General features: G+C 62.9%; 13 protein-coding genes and 1 pseudogene. 7 read left to right on the top strand and 7 right to left on the bottom strand.

Annotated features, from left to right (window positions below):
- The first annotated feature begins 8 nt into the window (after positions 1-8).
- Complete coding sequence (gene glgX / locus C7A17_RS23450; protein WP_106741177.1) at positions 9-2,123, top strand: glycogen debranching protein GlgX; 2,115 nt, start codon at positions 9-11, stop codon at positions 2,121-2,123.
- 42 nt (positions 2,124-2,165) lie between these two features.
- Here glgX and C7A17_RS23445 read toward each other — a convergent pair whose 3' ends face one another.
- On the bottom strand, positions 2,166-3,365 hold the full coding sequence (locus C7A17_RS23445; protein ID WP_106741174.1) for an MFS transporter: 1,200 nt from the start codon (positions 3,363-3,365) through the stop codon (positions 2,166-2,168).
- A 131-nt stretch (positions 3,366-3,496) separates the two neighbouring features.
- Here C7A17_RS23445 and C7A17_RS23440 point away from each other — a divergent pair, with 131 nt between their 5' ends.
- The 5 genes from C7A17_RS23440 to C7A17_RS23420 all read left to right on the top strand — a co-directional run bounded on the left by C7A17_RS23440 (position 3,497) and on the right by C7A17_RS23420 (position 7,756).
- Positions 3,497-4,084 carry a TetR/AcrR family transcriptional regulator gene (locus C7A17_RS23440; protein ID WP_106741171.1) on the top strand — a complete coding sequence of 196 codons (588 nt, stop codon included), beginning with the start codon at positions 3,497-3,499 and terminating at the stop codon, positions 4,082-4,084.
- A 295-nt stretch (positions 4,085-4,379) separates the two neighbouring features.
- Entirely contained in the window at positions 4,380-5,168 is a 789-nt protein-coding gene (locus C7A17_RS23435) for an endonuclease/exonuclease/phosphatase family protein (protein ID WP_106743125.1), read from the top strand.
- Complete coding sequence (gene clsB, locus C7A17_RS23430; RefSeq protein ID WP_106741168.1) at positions 5,165-6,367, top strand: cardiolipin synthase ClsB; 1,203 nt, start codon at positions 5,165-5,167, stop codon at positions 6,365-6,367. The genes C7A17_RS23435 and clsB overlap by 4 nt, the downstream gene beginning before the upstream one ends.
- A complete protein-coding gene (locus tag C7A17_RS23425; protein WP_106741166.1) occupies positions 6,364-7,338 on the top strand; it encodes a lysylphosphatidylglycerol synthase transmembrane domain-containing protein in 975 nt (324 codons plus the stop codon). Before clsB ends, C7A17_RS23425 begins: the two co-directional genes overlap by 4 nt.
- A 196-nt stretch (positions 7,339-7,534) precedes the next feature.
- On the top strand, positions 7,535-7,756 hold the full coding sequence (locus tag C7A17_RS23420) for a hypothetical protein (RefSeq protein WP_106741163.1): 222 nt from the start codon (positions 7,535-7,537) through the stop codon (positions 7,754-7,756).
- Between the two features lie 6 nt (positions 7,757-7,762).
- Here C7A17_RS23420 and C7A17_RS23415 read toward each other — a convergent pair whose 3' ends face one another.
- The 6 genes and pseudogenes from C7A17_RS23415 to C7A17_RS23390 all read right to left on the bottom strand — a co-directional run bounded on the left by C7A17_RS23415 (position 7,763) and on the right by C7A17_RS23390 (position 17,187).
- Positions 7,763-10,216 carry a glycogen/starch/alpha-glucan phosphorylase gene (locus C7A17_RS23415; protein ID WP_106741160.1) on the bottom strand — a complete coding sequence of 818 codons (2,454 nt, stop codon included), beginning with the start codon at positions 10,214-10,216 and terminating at the stop codon, positions 7,763-7,765.
- Positions 10,217-10,391: 175 nt separating this feature from the next.
- Positions 10,392-10,943 carry a TetR/AcrR family transcriptional regulator gene (locus C7A17_RS23410; protein WP_106741158.1) on the bottom strand — a complete coding sequence of 184 codons (552 nt, stop codon included), beginning with the start codon at positions 10,941-10,943 and terminating at the stop codon, positions 10,392-10,394.
- Positions 10,940-12,232, bottom strand: a pseudogene (fabF, locus tag C7A17_RS23405) (beta-ketoacyl-ACP synthase II). Before fabF ends, C7A17_RS23410 begins: the two are co-directional and overlap by 4 nt.
- 64 nt (positions 12,233-12,296) lie before the next feature.
- The gene (locus tag C7A17_RS23400) at positions 12,297-15,389 is read right to left on the bottom strand and encodes an efflux RND transporter permease subunit (protein WP_106741155.1); all 3,093 of its coding nucleotides are present in this window, start codon (positions 15,387-15,389) and stop codon (positions 12,297-12,299) included.
- Positions 15,386-16,492, bottom strand: coding sequence for an efflux RND transporter periplasmic adaptor subunit (locus tag C7A17_RS23395; protein WP_106743122.1), 1,107 nt, complete (start codon positions 16,490-16,492; stop codon positions 15,386-15,388). The genes C7A17_RS23400 and C7A17_RS23395 overlap by 4 nt, the downstream gene beginning before the upstream one ends.
- An 80-nt stretch (positions 16,493-16,572) precedes the next feature.
- The gene (locus tag C7A17_RS23390) at positions 16,573-17,187 is read right to left on the bottom strand and encodes a TetR/AcrR family transcriptional regulator (protein WP_106741152.1); all 615 of its coding nucleotides are present in this window, start codon (positions 17,185-17,187) and stop codon (positions 16,573-16,575) included.
- Between the two features lie 90 nt (positions 17,188-17,277).
- Here C7A17_RS23390 and C7A17_RS23385 point away from each other — a divergent pair, with 90 nt between their 5' ends.
- Complete coding sequence (locus C7A17_RS23385; RefSeq protein WP_106741149.1) at positions 17,278-18,726, top strand: efflux transporter outer membrane subunit; 1,449 nt, start codon at positions 17,278-17,280, stop codon at positions 18,724-18,726.
- The last annotated feature ends 186 nt before the right edge of the window (positions 18,727-18,912 follow it).

Below are 18,912 nucleotides of genomic sequence, written 5' to 3'. Positions count from 1 at the left end.
TCATCCCCATGCGCAACCAACAGCGCTCACGCGTTACCGAAGGCACACCCTTTCCGCTTGGCGCCAGCTGGGATGGCCTGGGCGTCAATTTCGCACTGTTCTCGGCGCATGCCACACGGGTGGAACTGTGCCTGTTCGACGAGCGTGGCGAGACGGAAGTCGAGCGCATCGAGCTGCCCGAATACACCGATGAAATCTGGCACGGCTACCTGCCCGATGCGCGCCCCGGCCAGGTTTACGGCTATCGCGTGTATGGGCCATACGAGCCCGAAGCCGGGCACCGCTTCAACCCCAACAAACTGCTGATCGACCCCTACGCCAAGCAGCTGGTGGGCCAGTTGCAATGGTCGGAGGCGCTGTTCGGCTACACCATCGGCGATGCGGATGGCGACCTCAGTTTCGACGAACGCGACAGTGCGCCCTTCGTGCCCAAGAGCAAGGTCATCGACCCGGCGTTCACCTGGGGTGAACAACCACGCTTGCGCATTCCCTGGGATCGCACGGTGATCTATGAAACGCACCTGCGCGGCATCAGCATGCGCCATCCGGCCGTGCCCGAGCGCTACCGTGGCACCTGCGCCGGCCTGACCCACCCCGACTTGCTGCGGCATATCTGCGAGCTGGGCGTTTCCAGCGTCGAACTGCTGCCCATACATGCCTTCGTCAACGACCAGCACCTGCTGGAAAAAGGCATGAACAACTACTGGGGTTACAACAGCATCGGTTTCTTCGCCCCGCACCCGGCCTACCTGGCCAGCGGCAAGATCAGCGAGTTCAAGGAGATGGTCGCCCATCTGCACAGTGCCGGTCTGGAAGTGATCCTCGACGTGGTCTACAACCACACCGCCGAGGGCAACGAGCGCGGCCCGACCCTGTCCATGCGCGGTATCGACAACGCCAGCTACTACCGCCTGATGCCGGAGGAACGCCGCTACTACATCAACGATTCCGGTACCGGCAATACACTGGATCTGAGCCACCCCTGCGTGTTGCAGATGGTCACCGACTCGCTGCGCTACTGGGCGACCGAGATGCGCGTGGACGGTTTCCGCTTCGACCTGGCGAGCATCCTCGGGCGCTACGCCGATGGCTTCAACGAGCGCCACAGTTTTCTGGTCGCCTGTCGCCAGGATCCGGTGCTGAGCAAGGTCAAACTGATCGCCGAGCCTTGGGATTGCGGTCCGGGCGGCTATCAGGTCGGTGGTTTCCCGCCGGGTTGGGCGGAATGGAACGACAAATTCCGTGACAACGTGCGCGCCTTCTGGAAAGGCGATCGCGGCGAACTGGCCGAGTTGGCCAGCCGCCTCACCGCGTCAGGCGACCTGTACAACCAGCGTGGACGCAGGCCATTCGCGTCGGTCAATTTCATCACTGCCCATGACGGTTTCACCCTGCGCGACGTGGTCTCCTACGACCACAAGCACAACGAAGCCAACGACGAGAACAATCAGGACGGCACCGACCGCAACCTGTCGTGGAATCACGGTTGCGAGGGCGAAACCGACGACGCGCAGATTCGCGGCCTGCGCCTGCAACAGATCCGCAACCTGCTCGCCACCCTGCTGTTCGCCCAGGGTACGCCGATGCTGCTGGCCGGCGACGAGTTCGGCCGCACCCAGCACGGCAACAACAATGCCTACTGCCAGGACAACGAACTGAGCTGGGTGAACTGGTCGCTCGACGATGAAGGTCTTGAACTGGCTGCGTTCTGTCAGCGCCTGATCGCCCTGCGCCAGAGCTACCCGATCCTGCGTCGCCAGCGCTTTCTGGTCGGCCATTACAACGAGGAGCTGGACGTCAAGGATGTGACCTGGCTGGCTCCGGACGGCAGCGAAATGAGCGAGGAAAACTGGCACGACGAAGAAGCCCGTTGCATGGGCATGCTCATGGATGGCCGCGCGCAGCCGTCCGGGGTCAAGCGCAGCGGCGCCGATGCCACCCTGCTGCTGTTGCTCAATGCCGGGCACGAGGGGGGCGAGTTCCGCTTGCCCGAGGTGCACGGCGGGCGTCATTGGCTGTGCCTGATCGATACGCACACGGCACAAAGCGAGTCGGCATCGGTGCTGCACGAAGTGGTGGAATTGGCTGGGCGGTCGCTGCAACTGCTTGAACTGCAGCGCTGAGCATGGTGCATGGCGGCTGCGTAAACGAGCCGCGCAACGGGTTCAGGCTGGTGCAGGTAACGGGGCGCGCAGCCGCTGCTGCCCCCATACCGCCACCAGCAGAACCATGACGCCGGCGCATAGCGCGACCGCAAACCCGGCCTGCGCGCCACTATGGTCGACCAACCGACCGGATACCGCCGCACCCAGTGCTATACCGACGTTCAGCCCGGCCAGCAGCCAAGTCATGCCCTCGGTCAGGCGATGCTCGGGAACCAGACGTTCGACCAGCGACATTGCCACGATCATGGTCGGCGCGAAGAACAATCCAGCCAGCAGTACGGCCCCCGTCAATGTCGGGATACTGCTGGCCAATTGCAACGGCAAGGTCGTCAGTGCCGTCGCCAGACCACCCAGCAACAGCAAGCGGTGCAAGGGCATGGCCAACTTGAGCGTGCCGAACAGCAAGCCGGCCACGCAGGAACTCGCGGCATAGGCCGACAGCACCAGGCTGGCGGCTGCGGGGCGGCCCAATTGCTCGGCGAAGGCCACGCTGACGATATCCACGGTGCCCACGATGACGCCCATGCCCATCATCAGCAGCGCCAGCAGGCGCACGTTCCTCTCGCGAATCACCGAGCCTGATGCGGCCAGCCTGGCATTCTGTACCTGCACGGGCGGTTCGCTGCCGCGTTGCAGCACCAGGATGAACACGCCAAGCACCAGCAATAGCGAAACCGCCAACGGCCCGGCCTGTGGGAACAGCGCAATGCTCAACCCCACCGACAGCGGCGGCCCGGCAATGAAGGTCACTTCATCGAAGACCGTTTCCAGCGAATAGGCGGTCTGCAAACGTGGCTGGCCACGATAGATCACCGTCCAGCGTGCACGCACCATCGCCGAAAGGCTGGGCATGAAGCCTGCCAGCAAAGCGCCGATGAACAGGCTCCAGTCCGGCGCCTGCCACCACGAGCAGGCCAGCAGAAGCAGCATGCCGCCTGCACTGATTGCACTGGCCAGCGGCAACACCCGACCCTGCCCATGCCGATCCACCAGGCGGGAAACCTGCGGCGACAGCAGCGCATAGGTCAGCACGAAGGTGGCCGATACCGCACCTGCCAGCGCGTAGCTGCCACGCAACTGGGCGAGCATGGTGATGATGCCGATGCCCGTCATGGGCAGCGCGAGCCGCCCCACCAGGCCAGCCAGGACAAAGCCTGTAGCGCCGGGCGCAGTGAAGAGTTCTCGGTAAGGGTTGGCCATCTCGTTCTCCCGTGATTCGGCTCGTCTGGCAGCTCGCCAAAAGCAAATACATACACTGCGTATGATTAAGAGACTATATTTATACGCGCCGTATGTAAATAATCATGCGATCCGTATGTAAGGAGAGAACCATGGCTCGCCGTACCCGTGCCGAGATGGAAGAAACCCGCGCCCTGCTGCTGGCCACGGCGCGTAAGGTGTTTACCGAACGCGGCTACGCCGATACCTCGATGGATGACCTGACCGCTCAGGCCGGCCTGACGCGCGGCGCGCTCTATCACCACTTTGGCGACAAGAAAGGCTTGCTGGCTGCCGTTGTGCAGCAGATCGACGCTGAGATGGACGCCCGCCTGCAAGCCATTTCCGACAATGCCGACGATCCCTGGCAAGGCTTTCGCGGACGCTGCCAGGCGTACCTGGAGATGGCTCTGGAGCCGGACATCCAGCGCATCGTGCTACGCGATGCGCGCGCCGTGCTTGGCGGCGCCTCACCGCAAGCGCAGCGCCAGTGCGTCGAGTCGATGCAGCGTCTGATCGACGAGCTGATGCGCCGTGACATCGTCGCCAAGGCCGAGCCACAAGCACTGGCGGCACTGATCTACGGCAGCCTGGAGGAAGCGACGCTATGGATCGCCGCCAGCGACGACGGCAAGACGCGCCTGGCGCAGAGCATTGCCGCGCTGGAACTGCTGCTGCGCGGACTGCTGCTGAACAGCTAGCGCGGTGTGATCGCCCCGCGCGGTAAGCGGCCGGCCAAACAAAAAACCTGAACCCCTGTTTCCCGCAGTCACTCGAAAACACATGTGCCGCACTCGTGCGGCGACATTCGTTTGCAAGACCGGTAACGCCGGTTTCGGGAGACAGTTATGAAAGCAGTGGTATTCCACGACGTTGGTGACATTCACCTGAGTGCCGCGCCGGACAAAGCCATCGCCGCAGCGGATCCGCAAGGCGAGCCGTGTCCCAAGACCCCGTGCAGCTTATGAGCGACGCCGGGCAATGGACATGTCAGCCATGAATAGCACCCTCCCCAACCCCAAGGTGATCATCGACCGCATCACGCCGGTCAAGCGTTTGCGCGTACTGACGATCAACACGCACAAGGGTTTCACCGCACTCAACCGCCGCTTCATCCTGCCGGAACTGCGCAGCGCCGTGCAGGCCACGGGCGCAGACCTGGTGTTCCTGCAGGAGGTGCTGGGCAGTCACGCGCTGCACGCCAAGCGCTTTCATGACTGGCCGAGCGTGCCGCAGTACGAGTTTCTCGCCGACAGCATGTGGCCGCAGTTCGCCTACGGGCGCAATGCCGTCTACCCGGATGGCCATCATGGCAACGCGTTGCTGTCGCGCTTTCCCATCCTCGAACACCACAACCTCGACGTCACGGTCAGCGGCACCGAACAGCGCGGTCTGCTGCATTGCCGCCTGGATGTGCCGGGGCATGACGAGGTGCATGCTGTCTGCGTGCATCTGGGCCTGCGCGAGATGCATCGGCGTCAGCAGATCGGTCTGTTGCTGGATCTGCTGGCAACTTTCGATCCGGCTGCGCCGGTGATCGTCGCGGGCGACTTCAACGACTGGCGTCTGCGTGCGGATGAGCAGCTCGCGCCCCATGCGCTGGTCGAAGCCTTTCAGCACCGCCATGGCAAACCGGCCCGGAGCTTCCCGGCACGTTTCCCACTGCTGCGCCTGGATCGTATCTATACCCGCAACGCCACGGCCCATGCGCCGCAGGTGCTGTCGACGCGGCCCTGGTCGCACCTGTCCGATCACGCCCCGCTGGCCGCGGAGATTCATCTATGAGCGGTATCTGGCGGGACGGCAACCAGCTGCAGTTGCTGATCAACGGCGAAGCCTATTACCCGCGGGTGTTCGAATGCATTCGCCAGGCGCGCGTCGAGGTGTTGCTGGAGACCTTCATCATCCGTGAAGACAAGGTCGGCCTGGAACTACAGGAGGTGCTGATAGAGGCGGCACGTCGTGGTGTGCGCGTGGTGATCGCCGTGGATGGCTACGGTACCGCCGACCTGCAGCATGAGTACGTGGCAGCGCTGACGCGTGAGGGCGTCAAGATCCATGTCTTCGATCCCAGCCCACGGCGTCTGGGGATGCGTACCAACCTGTTCCGCCGCCTGCACCGCAAGATCGTGGTGATCGATGGCGAGCGCGCCTTCGTTGGCGGCATCAACTATTCGGCCGATCACCTCGGCGATTTCGGCGACATGGCCAAACAGGACTACGCCGTCGAGGTGATGGGGCCTGTCGTCGCCGATCTGCATGTCTGCACGCTACGCCTGTTGCGCCCTGCCCTGGCCGAGCCGAGCCCGGTGCAGCCAGCGAAAACACCGGTGGGTGATATGCGGGTGATGCTGCTTGAGCGCGACAACGAGCGCCATACCACCGACATCGAAGACGAGCACCTGGCAGCCTTCGAGTCGGCACGCCGACGCCTGGTGGTGGCCAATGCCTATTTCTTTCCCGGTTACCGGGTGCTGCGCGCCTTGCGCAATGCGGCACGACGCGGCGTGGAGGTGACGCTGATTCTTCAGGGGCAGCCTGACATGCGCTGGGTTCAGGCCTTTTCGCGCCTGCTCTACAACTATCTGCTGCGCGATGGCGTGGTGATCTACGAATACTGCCAGCGGCCGTTGCACGGCAAGGTGGCACTGGTGGATGACGACTGGAGCACGGTCGGCTCCAGCAACCTCGACCCGCTGAGCCTGGCGCTGAATCTGGAGGCCAATCTGGTGATCCGTGATCGCGCCTTCAATCAGCATCTGTATGACCACCTGATGGGCTTGTCAGTCGAACACTGCCAGCGCATCGAACTGGAGCGCGTGGTGCGCGGCTACTGGTGGCGTGCGCCGCTGGTGTTCCTGTGTTTCCACTTCTTGCGGCGTTTTCCGGCCATCGCCGGCTGGCTACCGGCTCACCGCAAGCGACTGAGGCCGCTGGAACCGGTCGACAAGCCCAATTGTTATGAAGAGGAAAAAACGGGATGAATGGCGTCAAAAACAAACCCTGGATGCGCTGGGGCAAGCGCGTACTCACGCTGTTCTTCCTGCTGCTGGTACCGACACTGTTGTACATGCTGGCGCGCAATCTGGATTGGGGCGAGGTACGCCAGGCGCTCAGCGACTACAGCATGCAGACGCTGCTGGTGGGCGCGCTGATCGCCTGCGCCAGTTACCTGGTGTTCAGTTGCTACGACCTGTTGGGGCGCCGTTACAGCCGCCACCACCTGCCAACGCGCCAGGTCATGCCAGTGGCGATGGTCTGCTACGCCTTCAACCTGAACTTCACCACCTGGATCGGCGGCGTGGCGATGCGTTATCGCCTGTACATGCGCCTGGGGCTGAGCGCGTCGACGGTGACGCGCATTCTCAGCCTCAGCCTGCTGACCAACTGGACGGGCTACATGGCGCTGGCCGGGGTGATCTTCTCCCTGCGCCTGGTGAAGTTGCCGGAGAGCTGGGCGCTGGGGGTGACGGGGCTGCAACTATTGGGCTTCACCCTGCTGGGGATCGTCAGCGCTTACGTTGGTATCTGCGCCTTCTCGCGACAGCGCGTGTGGCACTTCGGCGAGCGCTCGATCACCCTGCCCTCACTGGGCATGGCGCTGCTGCAGCTGTGCCTGGGTGCGAGCAACTGGGCATTGATGGCGGCACTGATCTATTGGTTGCTGCCGGAAGGCGCGGCCTACACCTCGGTACTCGGCGTCCTGCTGATCAGCTGCATGGCCGCTGCGGTTGCACATATTCCGGCGGGCCTCGGCGTACTCGAAACCGTGTTCCTGGCGTTGCTGCAGCATCAGTACAGTCAGGCCAGCCTGATCGCCGCCCTGCTCGCCTACCGCGTGTTGTACTACCTGCTGCCGCTGGTTCTGGCCAGTGCAACCTATCTGGTGTTGGAGAAGCGTGCGCGCACATTGCGTAAGAATGGCGAACAAAGGATCGAAACCCAGCCCGGTTAGCCGGGCTGGGCGATGATCCGCGTTTGTGCAGGGCACCTCATGCGTCTCGGCTTAACCAAAGGCCAACGCGGCTATGTCGGACTCGGTGCGCACAGCACACCCTACCGGATGTGCATGCCACCCGACGAATCGCGGGAACTCGCCAACCTATTGCACAGGTCTACTTCCCATCACCCTGCAAATCTGGAGGCACGATATGGCCAAGCCACTGCATCTGATCAGCTACATCCTGCATAACCAGCCCCATAGCGTCGAGGTCGAGTGCGAGCGTGAACAGCTCACGCCGGAGCAGGCCCGCGTTTACCTCAGTGTCCTGCACACCTTCGAGTGGCCTAACGAGTTCACCGACGTACAGGTCACGCGCATCCTGCATCCAAAGAAAGGCCAGGCGACGCCGGCGCACCGCGTCCAGCAGTAACGGCTTTCAGCCTTTATCGCGTGCGGGCACCGGTACCTGCCAGATGTCTCGCGCGTACTCGCTGATGGTGCGATCCGAAGAGAACCATCCCATTCGTGCAGTATTGAGCACGGCAGAGCGCCACCAGTCATTGGGCGTCTGCCAGCGCTTGTCGACTTGCCGTTGCGCAGCCCAATAGGCCTCGAAATCCGCGCAGACCATGAAGCGGTCGTCATATAGCAGAGCATCCACCAGGCCGACGTAACGTATCGGATCGTCCGGCGAGAATACCCCGGCGCGGATCGCGCCCAGTGCAGCTCCCAGCCGTTCCGAGTTGGCAACCACATCCCTCATCTCCAGTCCGAGACGCTGCCGTGCCGCGACCTGCTGCGCCGTCATGCCGAAGATGAACAGGTTCTCCTCACCGACCCGCTCGCACATCTCCACGTTGGCGCCGTCCAGCGTACCGATGGTCAACGCACCGTTGAGGGCGAACTTCATATTGCTGGTGCCGGAAGCTTCCAAGCCAGCGGTGGAAATCTGTTCGGAGAGATCCGCCGCTGGGATGATGGTCTCGGCCAGGCTGACGTTGTAGTTGGGGATGAACACCACCTTGAGCAGCCCGCGCACCGTGGGGTCACCATTGATGGTGCGACTGATGTCGTTGGCCAGCTTGATGATCAGCTTGGCCTGGCGGTAACTGGCCGCCGCCTTGCCGGCGAAGATCTTCACCCGCGGTACCCAGTCAGTGGTTGGGTCGTTGCGGATGGCCTGGTACAACGCCACGGTATGCAACAGGTTGAGCAATTGCCGCTTGTACTCGTGGATTCGCTTGATCTGTACGTCGAAGATCGCCTCGGTATCGAGCAGCAGGCCAGACTGGCGCTGCACCAGTTGCGCCAGCGCCTCCTTGTTGCGCCGCCGGCACAGGGCGTACTCGTCGCGGAAGGCTGCCTGCTCGGCCTGCGGCTGCAGTTGCTCCAGCGTGGTTTGCGGCGACTCCAGCACCTCGGGGCCAAGTGCATCGACCAGCAGGTGGGTCAGCAGCGGATTGACCTGAAACAACCAGCGGCGGAAGGTCACGCCGTTGGTCTTGTTGTTCACCCGCTGCGGATAGAGCCGGTGCAGGTCGCGAAATACCGTGTCGCGCATCAACCGCGTGTGCAGAGCCGAAACGCCGTTGATGCTGTGCGCACCGAGAAAGGCCAGGTTGCCCATGCGCACCCGCCGACCATTGTCCTCGTCGATCAGCGAAACCGCGCGCAACAGACGAAAATCATGGATGTCCTTGGCCCGCAGGGCGTCGATATGTTCGGCATTGATCAGGTAGATGATCTGCAAATGCCGCGGCAACAGACGCTCCATCAGTGCTACCGGCCAGGATTCCAGTGCTTCCGGCAGCAAGGTGTGGTTGGTGTAGGCCGTCGAGGCCACCGTCAATTCCCAGGCCCGCGCCCACTGTATCTGGTACTGGTCGACCAGCAGGCGCATCAGCTCGACCACGGCGATGGCCGGGTGCGTGTCGTTGAGCTGGATCGCCACCTGCTGCGGCAGGTTTTGCAGGTCACCGTGCAGGCGCAGGTGGCGTTCGAGCAGATCCTGCAGCGAGGCGGATACCAAGAAGTACTCCTGACGCAGGCGCAGTTCCTGGCCAGCCTCGGTGTCGTCGGCCGGATACAGCACCCGCGAGATGCTTTCCGCGCGCACTTCACCGGCGACGGCGCCGAAGTGATCGCCGGCATTGAAGCGATCCAGCTGCAGGTTTTCCTCGGCCCTCGCCCGCCACAGGCGCAAGGTGTTCACCGAAGCGCCGCGCCAACCGACCACTGGCGTGTCATAGGCGATAGCCCGTACGGTTTCCTGCGGCTGCCAGCTCTGGCTGATGCCACCGTCTTCCTGCACATGGCTGGTGACGCCCCCACCAAAGCCCACGCGATAGGCTACTTCCGGCCGTTCGAACTCCCAGGGGTTGCCGAAATCCAGCCAGGTCTCGGTCTGCTCGGCCTGCCAGCCATCGATGATCGCCTGGCGAAACAAGCCATGTTCGTATCGGATGCCATAGCCATGCGCGGGCAGACGCAGGGTTGCCATGCTCTCCATGAAGCAGGCAGCCAGACGGCCGAGGCCACCGTTGCCCAGTGCGGCATCGGGTTCGATCTGGCGGATGCGTTCTAGGTCGACGTTGAGTTCAGCCATGGCCTGACGCGCCACATCGAGCAAGCCGATATTGCTCAGGTTGTCGACCAGCAGCCGGCCGATGAGAAATTCCAGCGACAGGTAATAGACGCGTTTGTCGTCCTGCCGGGCAAGTTGGGCACTGGCCTCCTCCCAGCGGTCGACCACATGATCACGGGTAGCCAAGGCCAGGGCCTCGAACCAGTCATGGTCGAAGGCGTTCTCCGGATCTTTGCCCACCGCATAACGAAGTTTGGCCAGGATCGAGGCCTTGAATGCCTCTACCGTGCTCTCGGATTCATTCATGCGTCTTTCTCCTGACAGCGCTTCGCTCTTTCAGATTCAGTCAGCACGGCCTGCGATGAGTTCAGACTTTATCCGGCGCGAAATCCTCGCTTATCCAACACCCTGAACCTGGCCAATTGCGGCCTTGGTGATGCCGCTTTCAGGAACCCTGATGTTTCCGAAGCGCAAACCTGACTCAGGCATACGCCTGGACGAACATGTCTACAGCGGCAGAGAGGCGCAGCCCACTCACGGCCATCAAATGGCTACAGTCGATGCTACCCACTGCCAGCAGCAGGAAACGGACTGCTGCCTGCTCGGGGTCAGAGCATCGAGCAGATCGCGAAAGGCTTTCCTCAAGGTAGCTCTGATAGGGGCGGTAGCGTTGCCGCCAGCGTTTCTGGGGTATCCGGTTGGAGCGCAGCGCTATATGGGTGAGCGCATGAAACGCTGGGTGTTCACTTTGCAGTTGCAGTTCACGTGCGACTCTTTCCAGGCAGGAACGCAGTCCGCCCCGCACCTGACCTGGCAGTTTTGGTTCCGGCAATTCGCTCAGCCAGTGGTCGATGACCGCTCGATAGAGCCGCTCCTTGTCGCCAAAGTGCGCATAGAGAGTGGCCTTGGTCACCCCCGCAGAGTCAGCAATGGCTTGCATGTTCGCCTGGGCAAACCCCAACGCCGTGAACACTTCACTCGCTGCCAACAACATTTCCCGCTGGCGCCGCCCCTTCTGTGCGGATTGGCTCATGACCAGGGGTCCCAGCGCCGGAACAGTACGCTGGCATTCACGCCGCCAAAACCGAAACCATTGGAGAGCGCATGGGTGATCGGCATTTTGCGAGCGTTGAGCGCGACCAGGTCGAGCCCTTCCGCGGCATCGGCCGGTTTGTGGAGGTTCAGCGTCGGCGGCACGATCTGGTCGCGCAGCGCCAGCACGGTGAAGATCGCTTCGATGCCGCCGGCAGCGCCGAGCAAGTGGCCGGTGGCGGATTTGGTCGAACTGATCGCCACGCCTGCACCCCCGCCGAACAGCGCCTGAATGGCCGCCAGCTCGCCGTTGTCGCCAACCTGAGTGGAGGTGGCGTGGGCATTGATGTGCTGCACGTCGTTCGGGCTCAGGCCCGCCTGCTGCAGCGCCTGTTGCATGGCGCGACGAGCACCGCTGCCATCCTCGGGGCCGGCGGTGAGGTGATAGGCATCGGCGCTGGTGCCGTAACCCACCAGTTCAGCCAGCGGCGTGGCACCGCGTGCAAGGGCATGCTCCAGCGACTCGATCACCAGCAGCCCGGCGCCCTCGGCCATGACGAAGCCATCGCGGTCACGATCAAACGGCCGCGAGGCTTGCTGCGGGTGCTCGGCGAAGCCGGTGGACAGCGCGCGAGCGGCCGCGAAGCAGCCCAGGGTCACACGGTCGATCGCCGCTTCCGTACCGCCACAGATGGCGATGTCGGCCTCGCCACGTCTGATCAGGCGAGCTGCGTCGCCAATTGCCTGGACGCCTGCCGCACAAGCGGTGACCGGCGCGCCGAGCGGGCCTTTGAAGCCGTTGCGGATGGACACATGCCCGGCCGCCATATTGGCCAAGAACGATGGCGCAGTGAACGGCGAAAGCCTGCGCGGCCCGCGTGAGTCGGTGGTGCGCACCGCCTCGGCCATCGCGCCAAAGCCGCCCACACCCGAGGCGATGATGGTTGCGGTGCGTGCCTGCTCTGCTTCGCTGCTTGGGTGCCAACCCGCCTGCTCCAGCGCTTCGTGAGCGGCAACCAGCGCGAACTCGATGAAACGGTCCATCTTCTTGCGCTCTTTCGGCGGGATGATCCGTTCGGGCTGGTAGCCCGCCAGCGCATCCTATTCGAACGTGGGCACTTGACCGCCGACCGCCACGCCGGTGCCTTCGGTGATTTCCGCTGGCAACGTGCGAATGCCTGAGCGCCCCGCCAGCAGGCGGCGCCATACTTCATCCACACCACAGCCCAGCGGCCCGACGATACCGGTGCCGGTTACCACGATGCGTTTCTGCTGTTGAACGTTGCTCATTGGAACCTCTCTGTATCGGTCGGCGCTCTCCCGAGCCGCAGGAAAACGCTGACCGGCAGTTGCGTCAGGCTTTCGCCATGCTGTTTGACCAATCGTTGCGCTCGCTGGGGCGGATCTTGAACCAGATGGAGTACATCGCCGGCAGGAACACCAGGGTCATGATGGTGCCGACGAAGGTGCCGCCGATCAGGGTGTACGCCAAGGTGCCCCAGAACACCGAATGGGTAAGCGGAATGAAGGCGAGGATGGCCGCCAGCGCGGTCAGCAATACCGGTCGGGCTCGTTGTACCGTGGCCTCGACGACGGCATTGAACGGGGCGAGCCCCTCGTTTTCGTTATGGTGGATCTGCCCGATCAGGATCAGCGTGTTGCGCATCAGGATGCCCGACAGTGCGATCAACCCGACCAGGGCGTTGATGCCGAACGGCTGCTGGAACAGCAGCAATACCGGCACCACGCCAATCAGGCCCAGCGGTGAGGTGAGAAACACCATCACCATCGCCGAGATCGAGCGCACCTGCAGGATGATGATCAGCAGTGTCAGAGCAATCATGATCGGCAGCAGCGGCAGAATCGCCTTGCTGGCCTTGCCGGACTCCTCGAAGGAGCCAGCCATTTCGATGCGGTAGCCGGCAGGCAACGTCTCGATGATCGGTTGCAGGTCTTTCCACAGCGCTACCGAGACGTCGGGCGGCTGCAGCTCTTCGGCGATGTCGCCACGCACGGTAATGGTCGGAGTACGGTCGCGACGGCGCAGGATCGGGTCTTCCATGCGTACACCCACTTCACCGATCTGCGACAGCGGAATGCGCTGACCAGACGAACCGACCAGCGTGAAGCCTTCGATCTTCGCCGGATCGAGACGGATATCCCCCGCAGCACGACCAACCACTTGCACCGAGCGAATGTCTTCGCGCACCGATGTGATCGGCACGCCGCTGAGCAGGAACTGCAGCTGCTGAGCGACCGCGTTGGAAGTCAGGCCAACGGCTTGCAGGCGATCCTGATCCAGCGAGAAATGCAGCGTTGGCGCCAGCGGCCCCCAGTCGGCATTCACCGTGCGCATCATCGGGCTGGCCTGCAACACGTCCTGCACGCGAGAGGCGATTTCACGCAGTTGCATGGGATCCGGCCCCATCACCCGGTAGGCCACCGGGTACGGCGAGTACGGGCCGAAGACCAGTTGCGTGACGCGAACCTTGGCTTCGGGCGCCAGCCCTTCGGAGGCCGCTTCTCGGAGGCGCAGCTTTAGGGCTTCGCGGGCCTCCTGGCTGTCCGTCAGCACCACGATCTTGGCGAACGACGGATCGGGCAGTTCTGGCGCCATGGCCAGGAAGAAGCGCGGTGGGCCCTGGCCGATGTAGGAGGTGACGATCTTGGCTTCTTCCTGTTCGCGCAGCCACGACTCGACCTTGATGGCAGTGGCGTTGGTCTGCTCGATGGAAGTGCCGTAAGGCATCTGCAGTTCGACCAGCACCTCGGGTCGATCAGAGGTTGGAAAGAACTGTTTCTTCACCAGCCCCATACCGAGCACGGCCACCACGAACAAGACGATGACCGCGCCTGCCACCAGCCATTTAAGGGCGATGACCCGCACCAGCAGCGTGCGGAAACGGTTGTAGTGGCGGGTGTTGTAAATCGCCGCGTGGCCGCCTTCGACCTGCTTGATATCGGGCAGCAACTTCACGCCCAGGTAAGGCGTAAACGCCACTGCTACCACCCATGAAGCGATCAGGGCAATGCCGACGATCCAGAACATGTTGCTGGTGTATTCACCCGCCGTGGACTGGGCGAAACCGTTGGGCATGAAACCGATGGCGGTGACCAGGGTGCCGGAAAGCATCGGCGCGGCGGTGTGGCTCCAGGCATAGGCCGATGCCTTGAAGCGGTCGTAGCCCTCCTCCATTTTCACGACCATCATTTCGATGGCGATGATGGCGTCGTCCACCAACAGGCCCAGGGCGAGAATCAGTGAGCCGAGGGTGATTCGGTCGAAATTCTTGCCCGTGGCGGCCATCACCACGAAGACGATGGCCAGCGTCAGAGGTACGGCAGCGGCGACCACGACGCCAACGCGCCAGCCCATGCTGATGAAACAGACCAGCATGACCACCAGCAAGGCGACGAAGAACTTGACCATGAACTCATCGACGGACGAGGTGATGTTGACCGCCTGATCGGTGACTTTATCGAGCGTCATGCCCAGCGGCATCTCTTCGTTGATGCTCGCCGTCTCGGCGTCGAGCGCCCTGCCGAGATCGAGGCCGTTCCAGCCCTCGCGCATCACCACACCGAGCAGCAATGCAGGCTCACCGCCATTGCGCACCAGAAAGGTGGCCGGGTCTTCGTAGCCGCGTTCCACCGTCGCTACGTCAGAGAGCTTCAGCGTGCGACCTTGCACGGCAATCGGGGTTTCGCGGATCTTCACCAGCTTGTCGAAGGCGCCATCCAGGCGCATGACCACCTGCGGCCCGCTGGTTTCCACCGAACCGGCAGGCGTCAGCGCGTTCTGGCTGTTGAGTGCGGCAAAGATGTCCTGCGGCGTTACGCCCAGGGTTGCCAACCGGTCATGGGAGAAGGAGACGAAAATGCGCTCGGCCTGTTCGCCGATGATGTTGACCTTCTTGACCCCCGGCACGTGCAAGAGGCGCTGGCGCAGCGACTCGGCGTCACGCACCAGTTGGCGCTGCGGTTCACCCTTGGCCTTCAAGGCATACACCGCGAAGGTCACATCGGAGAACTCGTCGTTGATCATTGGCCCGATAACGCCGGCCGGCAACGTCTTGGCTTCATCGCCCAGTTTCTTGCGGGCCTGGTAGAACTCTTCCTGCACCTGCGACGGCGGCGTGCTATCGAGCAACGACACCATGGTGAATGCCAGCCCTGCACGGGTGTAGGTTTCACTGCGGTCGTACCAGCGCAGCTCCTGCATGCGCTTTTCCAGCGGCTCGGCGACCTGATCCTGCATCTCCTGGGCAGTGGCGCCTGGCCAGGCCGTGATGATGGTCATCTGCTTGACGGTAAACGGTGGGTCTTCCGCCCTGCCAAGCTGGAAGAACGCCAGTGTTCCAGCCACGGCGATCAACAGGATGAGAAACAACGTGATGGCGCGCTCACGCACGGCAAGGGCGGAAAGATTGAAACGCCCCTCGCTCATGGCTGACTCCCGGCGACCGACGGGCCAGTTGCCTGGGCAAGCCTGACCTCTTCGCCATCACGCAGCAGATGAGCACCGAGGGCCACCACCTGCTCACCGGCGTCGAGCGTGCCAGCGACACGTGCCGTGTCATCACCGATGCCCAGCACTTGAACGGGGCGCCAGGAGACTTTCGCCGGCTCGCCAGCGATCACCCACACGCCGCTGCCATTGCCGGGGTCGTAAAGCGCGGCGACGGGGACTTGCAGCACTGGCGTGGCGTTCTTGCCCTCTGCGATATTTAGGGTGATGGTCGAGCCGAGTGGTGCATTCGCCAGCGCGCCGTCAAGCACATACCTGGCTTCGAAGGTACGGGTGGTGGCATCAGCGGCCTCGGAGAGCAAGCGCAGCTTGGCTGCGACGGCAGCGCCGCTATTGCCATACAACGTGGCTTGAGCCATTGAACCCGGCGCCGGACGCAGGGTTTCGGGGAGGTGCACGATGGCCTCACGCTGCCCTGCCCGCGCCAATCGCACCACCGGTTGCCCAGCGCTGACCACCTGGCCTGGCTCGGCCATTGTGTCCATCACCACGCCATCGGCGTCGGCCAGCAACGCCGCGTAGCCCGTGGCATTGCGCGCCACATCAGCCTGAGCCTGGGCCGCGCTGAGCTGAGCCTTGGCGGAGTCAGCGGCAGCCTTGATCTGAGCGTAGGCCGAAGCCGACACCGCACCAGCAGCGACCAGCCCGCGATAACGCGCCTCGTCGTCAGCCGTCTGCTTGGCCAGCGCTCGGGCGGAAGCAACGGTCTCCTGTTGCGCACGCGCCTGCAATTGCAGGTCGATGGGGTCGAGGCGCATCAGCGGCTGGCCGCGTTTGACCGTTTCCCCGGTGTCGACCAGGCGCTCGAGGATCTTGCCCGACACGCGGAAGCCAAGGTCACTCTGGGTACGGGCGACGACCACACCGGTGAATGAACGAGAAACCTCGAGCGAGTGCTCGACCGCCGCGGCTCTGACCAGCGGCGGCTTGAGCCGTGGGTCTTGATGGACTGACGAATCGCCACACGCCACCAGGAGGATAGGCAGTAGGCAAAGAGCAAAAGTGGCGGATTTGAGGCGCATGGGTTCCATTACTCAAGAGCAATACAGGAACCCCATTCTTAGACTAGTGACCAACTCTGTCAATGGTCACAATCAATCTATCAAGGCGCCAAGCTTCGTAATATCAGTGCCGGCAAGTGCACAGCCGCCTCGGGAGCCGTGTCCAGGTTGTATTGCAACTGAGCAGGATTGACGTAGGGCAGGATGATCAGAAAGATCGCCCTGGTGGCCTCGTCCAACGGCGTCTTGCGCTCGAACTCGCCAGATGCGCGACCGTCGAGCAGGATCTGCTGAATGATTGCGCGTATGCGTACCTGGTGTGCCACTGCGGAAGGCCACTGATCACGCGAAGCGACCGCTGCGATGTCATAGAGCTTGCGATCATGGAAGAAAAGATCGCTACCAGCCTCTGAAATAGAGCGAAACAGGCACCTCAGTTTTTCAGACGCCGTCGGCGCGCCGGCAATGGCCGCGTCGACAATCTCCATGATCATCGCCAGGCGATTGGTGCAGATCACCGCACCGATGGCCTGCTTGGACTCGAAGAACTTGTAGATATAGGCCTTGGAGAAACCGATGGCCTTGGCGAGATCCGAGACGGTGGTCTTCTCGTAACCGTAATGGCTGAAATGCTCGGTTGCAGCGCTGATGATCTGATCGCGAATCTCGTGATCCAGCGGTCCGCGTATGGGTGAGGTATTCATATTTTCGTTCATGCCTACAGCTTAACCCTGTAGTGGGCTGATTGACAGAAAGTGACCAATCTATAATATGGTCACAACTTGAATTGGTCTCAGAGAAACCTCATGCCTCCCTTCCGTCTTCTTGCTCTCGCGGTAAGCACCAGTCTGGCAGCAGGCTGCGCGGTTGGCCCGGACTACCAGCGTCCGGATGCTCCACTGGCCGAACGATACATTGGCCAGGCCGCAGTAGAGAGCCGAAGCGCGACGACCACTGCCAGCTTCGCGGCCTGGTGGGAAGGCTTTGGCGACCCACAACTGAGCGCGCTGGTCAGTCAGGCGCTCGCGCAGAACCTCGACATGGCCCAAGCCCAGGCACGGGTCGTTCAGGCAAGGGCCGGCCTGGGTGTAGCCAATGCGGCTCTGCTGCCCTCCGCAACAGTCAATGGCCAGGCAGCACATGCTTACCAGTCGGTGGAAACCCCACTGGGCCAGGTGCTCGACACCGCACCCGGCTATGACCGCTATGGTAATAGCTACGAGGCCAATCTCAACGCCAGCTGGGAACTGGATGTGTTTGGTGGCCTGCGCCGAGGCCGTGAAGCCGCACTGGCCGAATATCAGGCATCCGAGGCCGGCGTCGTCGCCACGCGACTGGCCGTCGCGGCGCAAACCGCCGATGTCTACACCACCATCCGTGGCCTGCAGACGCGGCTGGCGATTGCCCAGCGGCAGGTCGACACCCAGCAGGAGCTGTTGGAGAAAGTACGCCTGCTGCACGAGCAGGGGCTTGCCGCCGAATTTCAGGTACAGCAGACCGAGGGCCAGCTGTCGCAGGTCAAGGCCAGTGTGCCGGTGCTGCAGGCGGGCCTGGATGCGGCCATGAATGCGCTGGATGTGATGCTCGGCACCCCGCCCGGCACCCATCGCGCCGAGCTGGCCAGCGCAAGCGCCATCCCACGCGCGCCGCAACTGACGGCCACCGGCTCGCCAGCTGATCTGCTGCGCCGCCGCCCCGATCTGATAGCCGCCGAACGTCGCCTGGTCGCCGCCAATGCCCGTATCGGCATGGCGATCAGCGAGTACTATCCAAAATTCTCGCTCAGTGCCCTGCTCGGCAGTGCCACCACGCAAAGTGGCAACCTGTTCGGCAGCGGCGCCGCGCAATCGGCCGGCGTGCTGGGCCTGCGCTGGCGACTGTTCGACTTCGGCCGTATCAACGCGCAGATCGACAAGGCCAAGGGCCAAGAAGCAGAGGTGATCGCGGCTTATCGGCAGTCGGTTCTAAGAGCCAGTGAAGATGTCGAAAACGCCTTCTCGGCACTGGTCAATCGCGAGGCTCAGGCGACCACCCTGGCAGCAGGCGAAACATCCCTCACGGGTGCCAGACAGTCGTCGTTCATCGCCTATCAAAGCGGCGCGGCCAGCCTGATCGAAGTGCTCAACGCCGACGAAGCCTTGCTGCGAGCTTCGGATGCCAGAGCCCAGGCGCAGACGGAATCTGCGCGCGCCGCCATTGCGGCATTCAGGGCACTGGGCGGAGGTTGGCAGGCGGAACAACTGGCCAAACGCTGATTTTCAAGAAACCGCATCGGCTCAATCTCGCGGATGGATTCGAGCTTCACACCGAGTTCCACCATCGCCTTGAGCTGCCCTTTGTACACCCTTGCGGTGCCCTGTGAGGCCGGAGCGGCGTGCCCGGTTTTCAGCTCGTGACTGCATGAATGCCGCTGGTTCTGCAGCCGCCCCACCGATCAAAAA

Origin of the sequence: Pseudomonas mendocina (genome assembly GCF_003008615.1) — a bacterium.
In the GTDB taxonomy this organism is placed as follows: Bacteria; Pseudomonadota; Gammaproteobacteria; order Pseudomonadales; family Pseudomonadaceae; genus Aquipseudomonas; species Aquipseudomonas mendocina_C.
The sequence above is the reverse complement of the archived record's forward strand: the minus strand, read 5'-3'. Positions and strand labels throughout refer to the sequence as shown.

Excerpts from the sequence above, each read along its gene's own strand:
- glgX (WP_106741177.1), top strand. The coding sequence starts at position 9 with ATGCGCAACCAACAGCGCTCACGCGTTACCGAAGGCACACCCTTTCCG.
- C7A17_RS23445 (WP_106741174.1), bottom strand. The coding sequence starts at position 3,365 with ATGGCCAACCCTTACCGAGAACTCTTCACTGCGCCCGGCGCTACAGGC.
- C7A17_RS23440 (WP_106741171.1), top strand. The coding sequence starts at position 3,497 with ATGGCTCGCCGTACCCGTGCCGAGATGGAAGAAACCCGCGCCCTGCTG.
- C7A17_RS23435 (WP_106743125.1), top strand. The coding sequence starts at position 4,380 with ATGAATAGCACCCTCCCCAACCCCAAGGTGATCATCGACCGCATCACG.
- clsB (WP_106741168.1), top strand. The coding sequence starts at position 5,165 with ATGAGCGGTATCTGGCGGGACGGCAACCAGCTGCAGTTGCTGATCAAC.
- C7A17_RS23425 (WP_106741166.1), top strand. The coding sequence starts at position 6,364 with ATGAATGGCGTCAAAAACAAACCCTGGATGCGCTGGGGCAAGCGCGTA.
- C7A17_RS23420 (WP_106741163.1), top strand. The coding sequence starts at position 7,535 with ATGGCCAAGCCACTGCATCTGATCAGCTACATCCTGCATAACCAGCCC.
- C7A17_RS23415 (WP_106741160.1), bottom strand. The coding sequence starts at position 10,216 with ATGAATGAATCCGAGAGCACGGTAGAGGCATTCAAGGCCTCGATCCTG.
- C7A17_RS23410 (WP_106741158.1), bottom strand. The coding sequence starts at position 10,943 with ATGAGCCAATCCGCACAGAAGGGGCGGCGCCAGCGGGAAATGTTGTTG.
- C7A17_RS23400 (WP_106741155.1), bottom strand. The coding sequence starts at position 15,389 with ATGAGCGAGGGGCGTTTCAATCTTTCCGCCCTTGCCGTGCGTGAGCGC.
- C7A17_RS23395 (WP_106743122.1), bottom strand. The coding sequence starts at position 16,492 with ATGCGCCTCAAATCCGCCACTTTTGCTCTTTGCCTACTGCCTATCCTC.
- C7A17_RS23390 (WP_106741152.1), bottom strand. The coding sequence starts at position 17,187 with ATGAACGAAAATATGAATACCTCACCCATACGCGGACCGCTGGATCAC.
- C7A17_RS23385 (WP_106741149.1), top strand. The coding sequence starts at position 17,278 with ATGCCTCCCTTCCGTCTTCTTGCTCTCGCGGTAAGCACCAGTCTGGCA.